This is a genomic window from Bacillus sp. JZ34, from assembly GCF_053903205.1.
The window spans coordinates 913774-927892 of the sequence record NZ_CP096403.1 but is presented as its reverse complement, the minus strand read 5'-3'; the positions used below and the strand labels follow the sequence as shown (position 1 = coordinate 927892).

Below are 14119 nucleotides of genomic sequence, written 5' to 3'. Positions count from 1 at the left end.
GTCCGATTTCTCAAACGGACCGACTCATGATATAAAAAACTCGCCTTCACATACCGTTTCAGCGGGTCCTGTCATCATGACACGACCGTCATTTTTCCAATTAATGATCAGATCGCCGCCGGCGAGATGGACGATAATGTCCGTGTCTCGTTTGGAATAGCCGTTGAGTATCGAACTCACTGCGGCTGCGCAGGCGCCCGTTCCGCATGCCTGGGTAATTCCTGAACCCCTTTCCCATACACGGAAATGGAGTTCTTTGTCGTTTTCGACTTCAACAAATTCTACGTTAACCCCTTCCGGAAACCTTTCATCTTTTTCAATGAGCGGTCCCATCGACGTAAGCGGCGCTTTTTCAATATCGTCTAAATAAAAGACGATGTGGGGATTGCCCATGGATACAGCGGTACCTTTCATTTCCCGGCCGCCGAATATCATCTTTTCATTGATCGTCTCCGACCCCTGTTCACCGCCCATTGGCATATCTGATTTGAGAAGACGCGGTTCACCCATATCGACTGTAGCCGATACAACTTTTCCTTCCTTCACTTCAATCTCAGCCTTTACCAAGCCTGAAAGAGTTTCAATTAAAAAGGATGTTTCCTTCACCAGTTTATGTTCATACGCGTATTTTGCAACGCAGCGCAAACCGTTTCCGCAGTTTTTGCCTTCAGATCCGTCGCTGTTGAAAATCCTCATTTTAACCGGCGCTTGATCTGAAGGACAGATGAGTATCATTCCGTCTGAACCGATTCCGGTGTAAACGGAAGACACTTTGACGGCCAAATCTGACAACAGCTCCTCAGGGAGATGTTCTTCAAACTGATTGACGTATATATAGCTGTTTCCTAAGCCGTGCATTTTAGTAAAACGAAAAGAATTCATAGCCGCCTCCACATTTTTTTACTTTCTTCTAGTATAAAAGCTGAAAGGGATGGATACAATATGGCTATCCCCCGTTTTTCATACATAAAAGCTCCCTGCGTTCATATGCAGGGAGCTTTTATCATGTTATCCGATAAACATACCGGCGATCGCCGCGCTTGTAAGGTTGGCCAATGTTCCGGCAGCAACGGCTTTCAAGCCGAGACGGGCGATATCGGAACGGCGGTTCGGCGCCATTCCTCCCAATCCTCCGAGCAAAATCGCCACAGAAGACAGGTTTGCGAAACCGCACAGCGCAAAGCTGATAATCGAAGCGGTTTTGACGGAAAGCTGATCAAACATCGGAGCAAAATTGGAATAAGCGACAAATTCATTCAGCACGAGCTTTTGACCGATAAAGCTTCCGGCCTGAACTGCTTCATCCCAAGGGACGCCGATGACAAAGGCGAGAGGTGCAAATACATAGCCGAGAATGAATTCAAGCGAAAGGTCTTTAAAACCGAACCATCCGCCGATTCCTCCAAGAATTCCGTTTAAAACGGCAATCAAAGCAACAAATGCAAGGAGCATCGCACCGACATTCAAAGCAAGAGAAAGACCTGTTGATGCCCCTTTTGCAGCGGCATCGATGACATTTGCTGCGTCTTCGTCTTCAGCCATTTGAATATCTTTTTCTTCAATTTTCGATTTTTCAGTTTCGGGAATAAGCATTTTTGCCATAATCAAGCCCGCAGGTGCAGCCATAAAGCTCGCTGCAAGCAAATATTCGAGAGGAACCCCAAGAAGGGCGTAACCGAACAAAACAGAACCGGCCACTGATGCGAGTCCGCCTGTCATAACGGCAAACAGCTCCGACTTTGTTAAGTTTGCAATAAACGGCTTAATCACAAGCGGCGCCTCAGTTTGTCCGACAAAGATATTGGCAGCTGCAGAAAGAGATTCCGTTTTGCTTGTTCCGAGCAGTTTTGCCAATCCGCCGCCGATAAAGCGGATGATGACTTGCATGATCCGTAAGTGGTAAAGAACCGCAATCAGCGATGAAAAGAAGATGATAACAGGAAGAACGCTTAAAGCGAAGGCAGCGCTGTCGCCTACTTGCAAGAGAGGCCCGAAGAGAAAGCTGATTCCTTCATTCGCATAATTGACGAGATGCTGAACGGCTTTCGTAAACGAAAGAAACACTTCCCGCCCCATTTCCCATTTGAGAACGATGAATCCGAACAGGAGCTGCATCGCCAAACCGATTAAAATCGTTCTTATGTTAATTTTACTCTTGTGCTCAGAAAGCAGAAAAGCAATCGCGAAAATCGCCAGAATACCAAGAAGTCCCCATAAAATGTTCATGACCACACCTCTTATTATTTTTTAAACTTTTATTAAGATAACAATTAATGATTGGCCTGTCCACAAAAATTTTTAAGAATTTTTTCTCTTTTTATGTAAACCCTTTCAAACAAAGGCTTTGCATGAAAAAACGAGATCACCAAGATGACCCCGTTTTTAAATAAGTTCATTTTCATCAATGAACTTGTATATATTTTCGACCAATTCAGCCGGATTATTCGCTGTCACCATTTCTCCGTTTACAAGAGCATACATGGTCTGCATGCATTGTCCGCAGTAACTCAGGCAGCCGTATTCGACGACGTCCAGATTCGGATCTTTCTCCAATATTTCTTTTGCTTCCTGAGAACCTTGGGCAAGATTGCTGACGCAAAACTCAACGATTGGAAACACTTTATTTCACCTCACATCGCTTTTTTATCGTACCCTATTTACGTTTCAATAGTCAAAGTTTTAGGCTGAGGAATAAAGCTTTTGTAACATATTAATACCTTAAAGGGTTTTACTAATTATCGATTCAAGGCGGATATGTAGGTTATTTTCCCGAGAAATATTGTGATTTTACATCAAATTAGATATAATTCTAGAGGGTATTTACATAGTTTTTTAATTTTGCAATGAAAAAGGTTAGTTTCTTAATCTGAGGGGAAAAGGGGAATTACCAATGAGAAATTTAGTCTTGCTCGGCGGCGGGTACGGAAATATGCGGATCATTCATCGTTTGCTGCCTAACCAGCTGCCAGATGATGTGATGATCACTTTAATCGACAAAAACCCTTACCATTGTTTGAAAACGGAGTACTACGCACTGGCTGCGGGGACGATTTCCGATCATCATATCAGAGTGTCCTTCCCGGATCACCCGAAGTTAAAGATTGAATACGGGACGATTTCGTCTGTTGATTTGGAAGGAAAAAAAGTTTTGTTTCATGACAGGGAGCCGATATCTTATGATGACGCCGTCATCGGGCTGGGCTGTGAAGATAAATATCACAACGTTCCCGGCGCGCCTGAACATACCTACAGCATTCAGACAATTGATCAATCACGCAGCACTTATCAGGCGCTCAACAACTTAAATGCGGAAGCCACCGTTGCGATCGTCGGGGCAGGACTGAGCGGCGTTGAGCTTGCGAGCGAGCTGAGAGAAAGCCGAAAAGATTTGAACATCGTCCTTTTTGACCGTGGAGAATTAATTTTGTCGAGCTTCCCGAAGCGTTTGAGCAAATATGTTCAAAGCTGGTTTGAAGAGCACGGCGTCAAGATTATCAATTGCGCCAACATCACAAAGGTGGAAGAAGGCATCGTCTACAATCATGACGATCCGATACAAGCTGACGCCATCGTCTGGACAGCGGGGATACAGCCGAACCAAATCGTTCGGGATCTCGATGTGGAAAAAGATCCGCAAGGGCGCGTCGTCCTGACGCCGCACCATAACCTGCCGGGAGACGAACACGTGTATGTTGTCGGCGACTGCGCAAGCCTGCCTCACGCGCCGAGCGCACAGCTGGCCGAAGCTCAGGCGGAACAAATCGTCCAAGTGCTTGAACTGCGCTGGAAAGGCGAACCTCTTCCTGAAGCGATGCCGAAATTCAAGCTGAAAGGCGTGCTCGGTTCACTCGGCAAAAAAGCCGGCTTCGGTTTAGTTGCCGAACGGCCGTTGATCGGCAGAGTGCCTCGCCTGCTGAAATCGGGCTTGCTTTGGATGTATAAGCATCATAACGGATAAGATTGCTCGAAACCTTAGCGTTTTTTAATTAGGGCGCTCTCTCGCCTTCAATGAGAGTACGCCCTTATTTTTGCGTTTTTTTATTTCCGCCAAAAAGTTGAACAGTCCGCCTTATCCGCAAGATTAAACTCGATCATTTTTTTAAGTAATGAGAAATCAAGCGGACGATCCCACGGGAAACGGACAAGCTGCTTCGTATGATCATAGCCGGCCTGCACGATTTCTTCAGAAAAACGATCAATTCCCGCGCTTTCAGGGGCAACAGCCAGGTGATGTTTCGCTGTGCTGAAACCGATAATAAAAGTGCCGTGATCGGTAAACATAGGCTGATTCCAGGCGATTTTCGGCGTTAAATTTGGAAATGTCTCCGCTGTCCAATTCAACACTTCCTCCATCCGGGCTCGATGTTCCGGGTGATCAATTCCTTCTAAATATTCTGCAAAAGCTTCCATGTTGCTCCCTCCTAAAATTAAAATGATGCTAGAACTTTGTTTCGCAAATGAACCCTTTGTAATAAGTCTATCCTTGGAACAGCTTCATTCGAATTCCCACAGATAAGATTCTACTCAAAAAAGCCCCCTTGTCATCGGCGAGCTTTCTTGAATTGAGCGTCATACCTATTATAGCGTTTCCATGCCTGTCCGCTTTTTATAAAGCTATTAAAAACTCCATCATCGTTTCATAAGCAATTTGCGAGGACTGCCGGTTGTATTTTACGGAATACGGGTCGCTAAATCCATGCTCACCCTTCAGCTTCACCGTTTTGACATTCTTTGATTCCAATTGGGATATACACGCGGCAACGTCAAAGGACTGCTCTTTTTCCGGGAAAAAAAGCAGTGCCGGACATGAAGGCGATATGTTCAGATAGTCTCTTATCCGGGAGCCGTAGTATCCGGCGATCCCATTGACACGCTCATCTTCGCTGCAAAGCCAGGCAGCGGTTGCTCCGACGCTGAACCCGAGTAAGATGATCTTGCGATATTGACGATCCAGCTTGGATATGATTGTATTTATTTTGCGCAAAAGACCGGGGAAACCGACGTTTTCCATAAAAAAAAGATAAGCCGCTTTTTCCTCAGCGTATTCAAACGGCTGATTCCGATTTAACAAATTGGGGCAAATAACATCAAAGCCCTGCTCAGCTATCAATTGGCAAACATCGTGCATGTGCCGGTTAATCCCGTATATTTCGTGCAGCACGATAACAGCTGTATCGGATTTATTTTGAATATGTATCATGTTCTGACTCCTTGTCTCTCATTGCTGCATAAAAAAAGGGCGCCGCCTTCGGCGCCAGTTTAACAGCTTGTACGGCAACAAATCAGGTTATGCAGTCTTTTGCAAAGCTGCAGGCGCTTTACCATCAAAGCTGTCGAGAAAAATCGCTCTGCCCGCCATCAGCTGGGCCGGCTTATCGTCAAGAAAAATGGCGCGACCGGCAAACTCGGCATTTCCCTTCGGCTGAGACGAAAAACTTAAAACGACAAGGCTGGCAAAGACGGCAGTCAACGCAACGGCAATCATCTTTTTCACTTTAGCTCCTCCGTTCTTTTAAGAATTTGGTCTCTTGCATGATGAGATTCTTCAAAATATTCGGCAGCTTTGTCTGCATCTCCATTTTCTTTATAGTAAAGTGCGATATCAAATGTTAATTCCGCTACATCCGTCCAGAGATTGATCGTTTTAAGATATTCTAAAGCATGTTCAACCGTAAGTGGATCCTGTTCATCATACAGAGCATGAATAAGTTTAAATTTCGACAAATATTCCCTTTCTCCTGCTTTTTCCGCGCGGAAAAATCCTTTTTCATACAATTTGCGGGCTTCTTTGACAACATTTGATTTGTATAGCACATGTGTCAGTTCAAACATGGAGTGGATGCCGTAAACCGATTCTTCATGCTCTTTGATAAGCAGCGCTTCTTTGAAATGATGTTCGGCCAAGGTGAGGAGATTGCGATTGACATAGCTCAATCCTAAGTTGTGGTGAGCCATGCCGAGGAGAACGTGGTGCTTGATCAGTGCCGCGTCTTTTAGGGCTTGCTTGTAATGCTGTTCGGCTTCATCAAAACGAAATAAATCGAGTTTATTTGCTCCGATCAGCATATCGTTGCTGATCGCTTTTTGAATATAGTCATCATGTGTTTTGAAGGTTTTTAGAGCTGTTTTTGCATGGTTTAAGGAGAGGAAATTCTGTTTGATTTGATAGTAGGCGATAGCCAGTTTGTAATGGAATTCGGCGATTTCGATTTGATCGGGGATTGTTCTGAGCTTTTCTTCGGCTAGTTTATAATAATTGATGGCATTTGTATAATCCTTTTTATGAAATTCGTACATGCCTGCGAAAAAGAAATAATAATATTCGATCATGTCATCTGTGCTTTGCATATCTGCTTTTTGCTCCTGAATATCTTCGAACAATTTGGTGGAAGCTGCAAACTCTTCTGTCAGCAGTTTGTGCCGATAGTCTAAAAGATTAAAATAAAGAAGCAGATCTTGATTTTCTTCCATATTCGGCAGCCGGTGCTCAATGTCGTATTTAATCGAGACCGCTTGTGCCACTTCATGGCGCTTGATCATGACATACCATTGATTAAGCATTCCCGCGACTTCCTCATAAGCAATTTTTGTCTTCAATCGTTTATCCTTCCTTTCCTCCCATGTCTCTTCCTTTTTATGGGTTGTTTTTCATTTTACAGAATCGCTTATTTTTTGACAATCACTTTTCTAAATATTGGCTTAATTTCCTAAAATAACTCAAAATTCTGACATCAATCGTAACCATTTTCTGTATTGTTGCAAATCTCTCAGAAAGTATTTTCGTTTGACATTGTTTTTGATGACATTTTATAATTATATATGTAAATATCAACATGTTCGATTTTACAATAAACAAATAAGGAGCGGTTCATATGAATCAAGATGTCAAAGAGTTTGTCGGAAGCCATATGATCTATACGTATGAAAACGGATGGGAATATGAAATCTACATTAAAAATGACCATACCATTGATTACCGCATTCACAGCGGAATGGTCGGGGGACGCTGGGTTCGCGATCAAAAAGCCGATATCGTCAAGCTGACTGAAGGCGTCTATAAAGTATCATGGACAGAACCGACAGGGACTGACGTTTCCTTGAATTTCATGCCCAATGAAAAGCGGATGCACGGCATCATCTTCTTCCCTAAATGGGTTCATGAACGCCCTGATATCACAGTCTGCTATCAAAATGACCACATCGACTTAATGGAAGAATCGCGCGAAAAATATGAGACGTATCCAAAATATGTCGTACCGGAATTCGCCGATATCACATTCATTGAAAATGCCGGAATCGATAATGAAGATCTGATTTCAAAAGCCCCTTATCCCGGAATGACGGATGACATCAGAGCCGGAAAACGAGTATAAATGGGAAAAGGGCTTTTCATTAATGATATAATGACTGGACTTTTGTTAAGTCATGCAGCAAGGCTTTAATATCGTCTTGCGATAAAGGGACAAGCATTTGATCGTAAAGGGTGATGATCTGTCCTCCCTCGTCATGCTCATGCTGCCTTAAATACTGCTGCAAAGCCCTGAGCTGGTTTTCTTTCAAGCTGGTCTGCGTTTGAAACTGCTTGATTTTCTTTAACGAAAAAACATTCATTTCGTCATCAAAATCGCCTGACATGATTTGACCCTCAATGCTGGACATGCTGGCTATCCCTCCTTATTGACGATTCGGCTGGTAGTTAGTCTGTCCGCTTTAAGAAAAGTACAATCATAAAAAATAAAACAGCAAGGGACAGATCTGTCCCTTGCTGTTTATCATGCAGGCTTATAACCTTGCTTTTCCATTTCTTTATACACGTCTTTCAGCTTCGGATTTCCTTCGCCGACCACTTGATCACCGACCATGACGAGCGGATAAAAATATTCGTCGTTCAGGATTTTTTCGGAGATTTCCTGTTTTTCAGGATCGTTTTCCGGCGGCTGATGGATATCAATGTACGTGATCGAGAAAGGCTGGTCGGGATATTTTCTTTTCAGGGCGGCTTCGAGCCACTCATACGTTTCTTTTGATGACGGAAGGTTGACACAGCTTGGACAAAGAACGTCGGCACCGTAAACAAAAAGCTCGGCTTGTTTTTTCATCAGCGGCAGCTCCTTTCTCTTTGTCTTTTATTTTATTCTATTTTGTCCTTTCGCTCCATATTGAAATGAAAATCGCTTTTTGTCTTTGCCGGCAAATATGATATAATATGTGGGAAAACGATTGAAACCAAACAATAGCTTTTTATTGTTCGACTGAATATAATGGTTGTATGATTTGAAAGGAGCGATACGAATGACGACAGAGGTCGAAATGAAAGAACAAGTACAGGAAGTGCTGGACAAACTTCGTCCATTTCTACTCCGCGACGGCGGTGACTGTGAACTCGTCGATGTTGAAGATGGCATCGTCAAGCTTCGCCTGCTCGGCGCATGCGGAAGCTGCCCAAGTTCCACGATCACCCTTAAAGCTGGAATTGAGCGCGCCCTTTTAGAAGAAGTTCCGGGCGTCATTGAAGTTGAACAAGTATTTTAATTTGAGGCGGCTGCCGTTCATTACGGCAGCCTTTTCTTTTTTTATAGATAATCTTCAAACCAGCCGGCAATATACTCAAGCCGTCTGATCCGCTGCTTCGGATGCCCGCTTCTTGATAAATCGTGCGACGCATTCGGGAATCTGACGAGTTTTACTTCTTTCCCCATTTTTTTCAATGCCGTAAACAGCTGCTCCGCCTGTTCAATCGGGCACCTGTCGTCCCGTTCGCCATGGAGGATGAGAAGAGAAGTCTCCACCTTGTCCGCATATTTGAGCGGCGAATGCTCCCACAGTTTGCCGGGATTTTCAAAAAGGTCCGCTCCGATCTGCCAGTCTGTGAAAAAATAGCCGATGTCGCTTACCCCGTAAAAACTGATCCAATTGGAAATGGACCTCTGCGTCACCGCGGCCTTAAAGCGATTCGTGTGGCCGACAGCCCAGTTTGTCATAAAGCCGCCGTAGCTTCCTCCTGTGATTCCGAGCCTTTCTTGATCGATGAAATCATATTGTCCCAGCGCGTGGTCAACAGCTGCCATTACATCTTTAAAATCTCCCCCGCCGTAGTCGCCTCTCACCCGGTTGACAAAATCCTGTCCGTAGCCGTGGCTTCCCCGCGGATTGACATATACAACGGCGCTTCCCTTTGCGGCAAGCACTTGAAATTCGTGAAAATAAGCATTCGCATACATGGCGTGAGGACCGCCGTGCACTTCCAGAATGAGCGGATACGTGTTTCCTTTTTCATATTGAGCAGGCTTTATCAGCCAACCGTGAATTGTCAAACCGTCCGCTGTCTGAAATTGAAGCTCCTCCGGTTCTGATATAATATGCTCTTCCGTAAACGCTTGGTTGGCATCTGTTAATCGCTCCGCTGTTTCTTCACCCAATGGGAGATGGTAAAGTTCGCTCGGCCGGACAGGCAGAGCTATCGATGCCGCAAAACTTTTTTCATCCGGATGCAGGCTGAATCCGTTCAGATGCTCTTTTTCCAACCGGACCGGATAAGCAAGACCTTCGATTGATATGTAGTAAATGCCTGTCGAACCTTGGTCAGATCCAATGACATAAAAGCCGTTTCCGTCTTTGGTCCAGGCCGGTTTCGGAAGAACGCCTCCGACAAGGCTGTCCCCTGCCACTGCATCGCTGAGATGGACATCAAGCATTTCCGTCAGACACGTTAGTTTTCCTGTTTCGATATTATACAGCCATGCTTTATCAAGCGTGGCGTTTTGAAATTCCTTTTCGTTTCCGATGAATGCAAGGTGTTTGCCGTCAGGAGAAAACGATAGTGAAGAAAAAACGCCGTTTTGACCTGTAAGGCGCTTCAAATCACCTGTCGAAAGGTTCATCAAATAGACATCGTTCACACGCATATCCGTCTGATTGGCACAAAATGCAATCCTGTCTCCGCACGGTGAAAATGCGTGGCTGAAATGGTCGCGTTCTAGATCGGTCAGCTGTTTTATCTCCCCGGTTTCCACTTGAACGAGGACAAGCTGCGTATACTTTCCCCTTTTAAACCCTTGGCCGTCTAATTTATACGACAAAGAATCGACTTCCAGCGGTTCGTGATCTTCAATCTCCGTCTTTTTCTCATCGTCGACGCTTTCCTCTTTCGTCAGCCTCACTGAACAAAGCAATGACTTGCCGTCAGGCGACCATTCAGGCTGTGATACATCATAGGGAATATCGGTCACTTTTCTCGCTTCTCCTCCGGCGGCGCTTATTACGTAAAGTTGTGTGGTTTCCTCGCGATTAGACGTAAATGCAAGGGATTTGCCGTCGGGCGACCAGCGCGGATGCTGGTTTCTTCCTTTTCCAAACGTCCATTGTACTGACGCTTGTTGTTTGCGATCGTAGACCATGATATGCGAATCATAAGAGTCCTGTTTTTCGTTTACTTTTGTTTGTACGTAGGCGATTTTTGCACCGTCAGGCGAGTACTGCGGGTCGGTAATGGATACAAGCTTGATGAGGTCTTTTTCGGTTATCAGCTGCTTCATGTTCGTTTCTCCTCCTCTATATGTTTGTCATACTATTTCGACTTTCTAAATAAAACTCCTTGTTTTGAAGGCAAACAAAAAAAGAGCCGAAAAAGCTCTTTTATCGTTAAACACTGTTTACTGATTTTCTTTCAACGATAATGCCTGTATCCGGGACATGAAGGCAGTCCACTTCACAATGCGGAAACTTAGAAGCAAGCTGATCTCTCAGCGCGTCTCCCTTTCCTTTTTCAATAAAGGAAAGGATCGTCGGTCCTGCTCCGCTTAAAGCGGTCCCAAACGCGCCGTTTTTGCCTGCTTCATGCTCTACTTTAGAAAGCTCAGGGACGAGCGCCCTTCGGTAAGGCTGATGAAAGAGGTCTTTTTGCATCATGCGGCCGACAAGCTTCCAATCTTTCGCCATCAGTCCGGCGACGAGCATATTGCTGACCGCGCTTGCTTCCACCGCTTTCGGATAAGAGAGGCTTTCGGGAAGAACATCCCGCGCATCTTTTGTCAGCACTTCATAAAAAGGAATGACGACAACGACATCCAAATCGATGTCTTTCATCGAAACCATCTCTGTTTCATCTTCTTCATGAAGTCCGATGACAAGCCCGCCGAAAAGCGATGCTCCGGCATTGTCAGGATGGCCTTCTTCAAGGCTTGCAAAATGGAGTTTCTCGCGGTCAGAGAGCTTTAAATCGGCAAGTTCGTTCGCCAGCTCAATCGCAGCGGCAATTGCGGCTGCGCTGCTGCCGAGACCGCGCGCCAGCGGAATATCGCTCCACACTTTGACGAGGCTTGGCGGAAGGTCTTTTCCGAAGTGAGCGGCGGTCCGTTTGGCCACCTGGTAAATTAAATTATCCGTCCCTTCAGGAATTCCCGCTACGACTTCTGTTTCAGCCTCAAAACGCCACTCATCATGAGGAAAAACAGACAGTCTCAAATAACGGGACAGCGCCATGCCGACTGAATCAAAGCCCGGGCCCAGATTGGCCGTGCTTCCGGGAACCGTAACGGAAAACAGCATGCCAGCCTCAGTCATACACGAGCGGCTCCTTTTAAGTGTTCGAGAATGGCTTCTTCATCTGTCGGCAGTGTGACAGGTTTGATCTGCGACACATCAACGGCTGTGTTCGGATCTTTCAAGCCGTTTCCGGTTAAGACAGCGACAACTTTCGCCCCCGGCTGAATCTCTTTCGTTTCCAGCTGTTTCAGTACGCCGGCAATAGATGCGCACGATCCCGGTTCTGCAAATACGCCTTCTTCTCTTGCCAGGAGCTGATAAGCGTGCAGGATCTCTTCGTCTGACACTTCATCGATTTTTCCGTTCGATTCTTTTGCAGCATTGACCGCTTTGTCCCAGCTTGCCGGATTTCCGATTCTGATCGCTGTCGCAACGGTTTCCGGCTTTTCAATTACTTTGTTTTTGACAATCGGGGCCGCGCCTTCCGCCTGAAAACCTCTCATGACCGGCAGGCCTGTGCCGTTTTTCTCATGATATTCTTTAAAGCCTTTCCAGTAAGCCGTAATATTTCCGGCATTCCCGACAGGAATTGCAAGGATGTCAGGCGCTTCGCCCAGCTGTTCACAAATTTCAAAGGAAGCGGTTTTCTGTCCTTCAATCCGGTAAGGATTCACAGAGTTGACGAGTGCAATCGGCTCTTTCTCGCAAATGCTGCGCACCATTTTCAGGGCATCGTCGAAGTTTCCGTCGATCGCAATGATTTTAGCGCCGTACATGACGGCTTGGGCCAACTTTCCGAAGGCGATTTTGCCGTCCGGAATAATGACGATGCACTTCATGTTGGCGCGAGCCGCATAAGCCGCAGCAGCAGCTGACGTATTGCCGGTCGAAGCGCACATGATCGTGTCATTGCCTTCTTCTTTCGCCTTGGCGACCGCCATGACCATCCCGCGGTCTTTAAAGGAGCCTGTAGGATTGACACCCTCTGTTTTGACATAAAGCTCGATTCCGAGCTTTTTCGAAAGATTTTGCAGATAAATGAGCGGGGTATTTCCTTCGTTCAGCGTCAATTCCGGTGTTTTATCCGTTACTGGCAAATATTCTTTATATTGATGGATGAGTCCTTTCCACATTAGCTCCAACCGTTCCCTTCTACTCGATAAGTGCTTTTCACCTGATCAACAACCTCAAGATCATTCAGCTTTTGCAAGATATCCGTAAAATCCTCTTCTGACGTATGATGTGTCACAATGACAATCTCAGCCAGGTCATCATGGCCTTTAATCGGAAGCTGCAGAATTTTTTCAAAACTGACGCCTCTTTCCGAAAAAATCGATGTGATTTTTGAAAACGAACCGACCTGATCTTTAACATGAATTCTTAAAAACTGCTGGGCGAAGATTTCAGAAGGTGCCTTGATCTTCTTTTCAAATTGCGGATCGACAAAGCTGCTGCCGTTCACGCCGAGACGCATGTTTTTCATGACGGAAACCAAATCTGATACGACGGCGGTCGCAGTCGGCATGCTTCCTGCGCCAGGCCCGTAAAACATCGTTTCCCCGACGGCCTCGCCATACACGTAAACCGCATTGAATTCATTATGGACGGAAGACAGCGGATGATGCTCCGGCAACAATGTCGGCTGGACGCTCACTTCGACTTTTTGTCCGTCGCGCTGGGCGATGCCGATCAGCTTCATCGTATAGCCGAGCCGTTTGCTGAAATTGATGTCTTCATCAGACACTTGGGAAATGCCTTTCACTTTGACATCGTCAAGATCGACATTCATTGAGAAACCGAGCCTGGCCAAAATCGCCATCTTTCTCGCCGCATCAAGACCTTCAACATCAGCTGTCGGGTCCGCTTCGGCGAAGCCGAGCTCCTGCGCTTCTTTCAGCACTTCAGCATAAGGCGCGTTTTCTTTATTCATCTTCGTTAAAATGAAGTTGGTCGTTCCATTGACGATTCCCATCATTTTCGTAATCCGGTCTGAAGCCAGCCCGTCTTCCAGGCTTCGCAAAATCGGAATTCCACCGGCGACGCTCGCTTCAAAATAAAGGTCGCAGCCGTTTTCTTTCGCGGCAGCCGTCAGTTCCGATCCATAGAGGGCGATCAAATCTTTATTCGCTGTCACGACATGTTTTTTCGCCTGAAGCGCGTCAAGCAAATAGCGTCTTGTCTCCTCGATTCCCCCGATGACCTCAATGATGACATCCACTTCCGGATCTTGAATGACATCATAAGCTTCCGTCGTCAGAACATCTTTGGAAAGGTCGACATCCCTCTTCTTATCTTTATCTTTTACAAGAACTTTTTGAATCGTAACAGGGCATCCGACTTGGTGTGTCAGCTTATCCTGGTGATCCTGAATAATCTTCACCACACCGCTCCCGACTGTTCCTAATCCTAGCAGCCCCACTCGTATCGCCTTCAATGAAATTCCACCTTTCTCTCTCTTATCGTCCTCTCTCTAAGGACATTTGTAAACACAACGCAGACATTTAAGTTACAAACATTATAATGGGGGATTCTTTTTTTGACAAGATGACATTTGCTGAAAAACAAATCATGAAAACGCTTTATACATTGATATAATAAGATTCTATATATTCAGAAATATTTTTGTGAGAAAATC

The 14119-nt window shown here is 45.5% G+C and carries 15 protein-coding genes and 1 pseudogene; 3 read left to right on the top strand and 13 right to left on the bottom strand.

Annotation, left to right across the window (positions count from 1 at the left end; translation table 11 throughout):
• Nucleotides 1-24 precede the first annotated feature (24 nt).
• The 3 genes from dapF to M1D90_RS04560 form a co-directional block, all read right to left on the bottom strand.
• Nucleotides 25-882 (bottom strand): diaminopimelate epimerase, encoded by an 858-nt coding sequence (dapF, locus tag M1D90_RS04570; RefSeq protein WP_080131491.1) that lies wholly within the window; start codon nucleotides 880-882, stop codon nucleotides 25-27.
• Between the two features lie 126 nt (nucleotides 883-1008).
• A complete protein-coding gene (locus M1D90_RS04565) occupies nucleotides 1009-2226 on the bottom strand; it encodes a NupC/NupG family nucleoside CNT transporter (protein WP_020452827.1) in 1218 nt (405 codons plus the stop codon).
• Nucleotides 2227-2382: 156 nt separating this feature from the next.
• The gene (locus M1D90_RS04560) at nucleotides 2383-2619 is read right to left on the bottom strand and encodes a YuzB family protein (protein ID WP_003184941.1); all 237 of its coding nucleotides are present in this window, start codon (nucleotides 2617-2619) and stop codon (nucleotides 2383-2385) included.
• 271 nt (nucleotides 2620-2890) lie between these two features.
• On the opposite strand from M1D90_RS04560, the gene M1D90_RS04555 reads away from it, so the two are divergent.
• On the top strand, nucleotides 2891-3958 hold the full coding sequence (locus M1D90_RS04555) for an NAD(P)/FAD-dependent oxidoreductase (RefSeq protein ID WP_020452828.1): 1068 nt from the start codon (nucleotides 2891-2893) through the stop codon (nucleotides 3956-3958).
• Nucleotides 3959-4038: 80 nt separating this feature from the next.
• Here M1D90_RS04555 and M1D90_RS04550 read toward each other — a convergent pair whose 3' ends face one another.
• From M1D90_RS04550 to M1D90_RS04535, 4 genes are all read right to left on the bottom strand, one after another.
• A complete protein-coding gene (locus M1D90_RS04550; protein WP_048350786.1) occupies nucleotides 4039-4410 on the bottom strand; it encodes an iron chaperone in 372 nt (123 codons plus the stop codon).
• Between the two features lie 196 nt (nucleotides 4411-4606).
• On the bottom strand, nucleotides 4607-5200 hold the full coding sequence (locus M1D90_RS04545; RefSeq protein ID WP_456283168.1) for a dienelactone hydrolase family protein: 594 nt from the start codon (nucleotides 5198-5200) through the stop codon (nucleotides 4607-4609).
• Between the two features lie 87 nt (nucleotides 5201-5287).
• Nucleotides 5288-5485 (bottom strand): hypothetical protein, encoded by a 198-nt coding sequence (locus M1D90_RS04540; protein ID WP_154495611.1) that lies wholly within the window; start codon nucleotides 5483-5485, stop codon nucleotides 5288-5290.
• Nucleotides 5486-5490: 5 nt separating this feature from the next.
• Entirely contained in the window at nucleotides 5491-6597 is a 1107-nt protein-coding gene (locus tag M1D90_RS04535; RefSeq protein ID WP_020452833.1) for a Rap family tetratricopeptide repeat protein, read from the bottom strand.
• 275 nt (nucleotides 6598-6872) lie between these two features.
• Between M1D90_RS04535 and M1D90_RS04530 the strand changes: the two genes are divergently transcribed.
• Nucleotides 6873-7373 (top strand): phenolic acid decarboxylase, encoded by a 501-nt coding sequence (locus tag M1D90_RS04530; RefSeq protein ID WP_009329528.1) that lies wholly within the window; start codon nucleotides 6873-6875, stop codon nucleotides 7371-7373.
• 19 nt (nucleotides 7374-7392) lie between these two features.
• Here the strand turns inward: M1D90_RS04530 and M1D90_RS04525 are convergent, their stop codons facing one another.
• Nucleotides 7393-7659, bottom strand: a complete 267-nt coding sequence (locus tag M1D90_RS04525; protein WP_023856183.1) for a hypothetical protein — start codon at nucleotides 7657-7659, stop codon at nucleotides 7393-7395.
• A 113-nt stretch (nucleotides 7660-7772) separates the two neighbouring features.
• Nucleotides 7773-8099, bottom strand: a complete 327-nt coding sequence (locus M1D90_RS04520; protein WP_003184955.1) for a YuzD family protein — start codon at nucleotides 8097-8099, stop codon at nucleotides 7773-7775.
• 134 nt (nucleotides 8100-8233) lie between these two features.
• On the opposite strand from M1D90_RS04520, the pseudogene M1D90_RS04515 reads away from it, so the two are divergent.
• Nucleotides 8234-8532 (top strand): annotated as a pseudogene (locus M1D90_RS04515) (NifU family protein).
• Between the two features lie 41 nt (nucleotides 8533-8573).
• Here M1D90_RS04515 and M1D90_RS04510 read toward each other — a convergent pair.
• From M1D90_RS04510 to M1D90_RS04495, 4 genes are all read right to left on the bottom strand, one after another.
• Nucleotides 8574-10535: a prolyl oligopeptidase family serine peptidase gene (locus M1D90_RS04510; protein WP_456283167.1), complete on the bottom strand. Its 1962-nt coding sequence runs from the start codon at nucleotides 10533-10535 to the stop codon at nucleotides 8574-8576.
• A 106-nt stretch (nucleotides 10536-10641) separates the two neighbouring features.
• A complete protein-coding gene (thrB, locus tag M1D90_RS04505; RefSeq protein ID WP_396278816.1) occupies nucleotides 10642-11562 on the bottom strand; it encodes a homoserine kinase in 921 nt (306 codons plus the stop codon).
• Nucleotides 11559-12617, bottom strand: a complete 1059-nt coding sequence (gene thrC, locus M1D90_RS04500) for a threonine synthase (RefSeq protein WP_023856186.1) — start codon at nucleotides 12615-12617, stop codon at nucleotides 11559-11561. The genes thrB and thrC overlap by 4 nt, the downstream gene beginning before the upstream one ends.
• Entirely contained in the window at nucleotides 12617-13918 is a 1302-nt protein-coding gene (locus M1D90_RS04495; RefSeq protein WP_095292354.1) for a homoserine dehydrogenase, read from the bottom strand. The genes thrC and M1D90_RS04495 overlap by 1 nt, the downstream gene beginning before the upstream one ends.
• Nucleotides 13919-14119 lie beyond the last annotated feature (201 nt).

Bases quoted from the DNA above. Each gene is read 5' to 3' on its own strand.
- dapF (WP_080131491.1), bottom strand. From the start codon at position 882: ATGAATTCTTTTCGTTTTACTAAAATGCACGGCTTAGGAAACAGCTAT.
- M1D90_RS04565 (WP_020452827.1), bottom strand. From the start codon at position 2,226: ATGAACATTTTATGGGGACTTCTTGGTATTCTGGCGATTTTCGCGATT.
- M1D90_RS04555 (WP_020452828.1), top strand. From the start codon at position 2,891: ATGAGAAATTTAGTCTTGCTCGGCGGCGGGTACGGAAATATGCGGATC.
- M1D90_RS04550 (WP_048350786.1), bottom strand. From the start codon at position 4,410: ATGGAAGCTTTTGCAGAATATTTAGAAGGAATTGATCACCCGGAACAT.
- M1D90_RS04545 (WP_456283168.1), bottom strand. From the start codon at position 5,200: ATGATACATATTCAAAATAAATCCGATACAGCTGTTATCGTGCTGCAC.
- M1D90_RS04540 (WP_154495611.1), bottom strand. From the start codon at position 5,485: ATGATTGCCGTTGCGTTGACTGCCGTCTTTGCCAGCCTTGTCGTTTTA.
- M1D90_RS04530 (WP_009329528.1), top strand. From the start codon at position 6,873: ATGAATCAAGATGTCAAAGAGTTTGTCGGAAGCCATATGATCTATACG.
- M1D90_RS04525 (WP_023856183.1), bottom strand. From the start codon at position 7,659: ATGTCCAGCATTGAGGGTCAAATCATGTCAGGCGATTTTGATGACGAA.
- M1D90_RS04520 (WP_003184955.1), bottom strand. From the start codon at position 8,099: ATGAAAAAACAAGCCGAGCTTTTTGTTTACGGTGCCGACGTTCTTTGT.
- M1D90_RS04510 (WP_456283167.1), bottom strand. From the start codon at position 10,535: ATGAAGCAGCTGATAACCGAAAAAGACCTCATCAAGCTTGTATCCATT.
- thrB (WP_396278816.1), bottom strand. From the start codon at position 11,562: ATGACTGAGGCTGGCATGCTGTTTTCCGTTACGGTTCCCGGAAGCACG.
- thrC (WP_023856186.1), bottom strand. From the start codon at position 12,617: ATGTGGAAAGGACTCATCCATCAATATAAAGAATATTTGCCAGTAACG.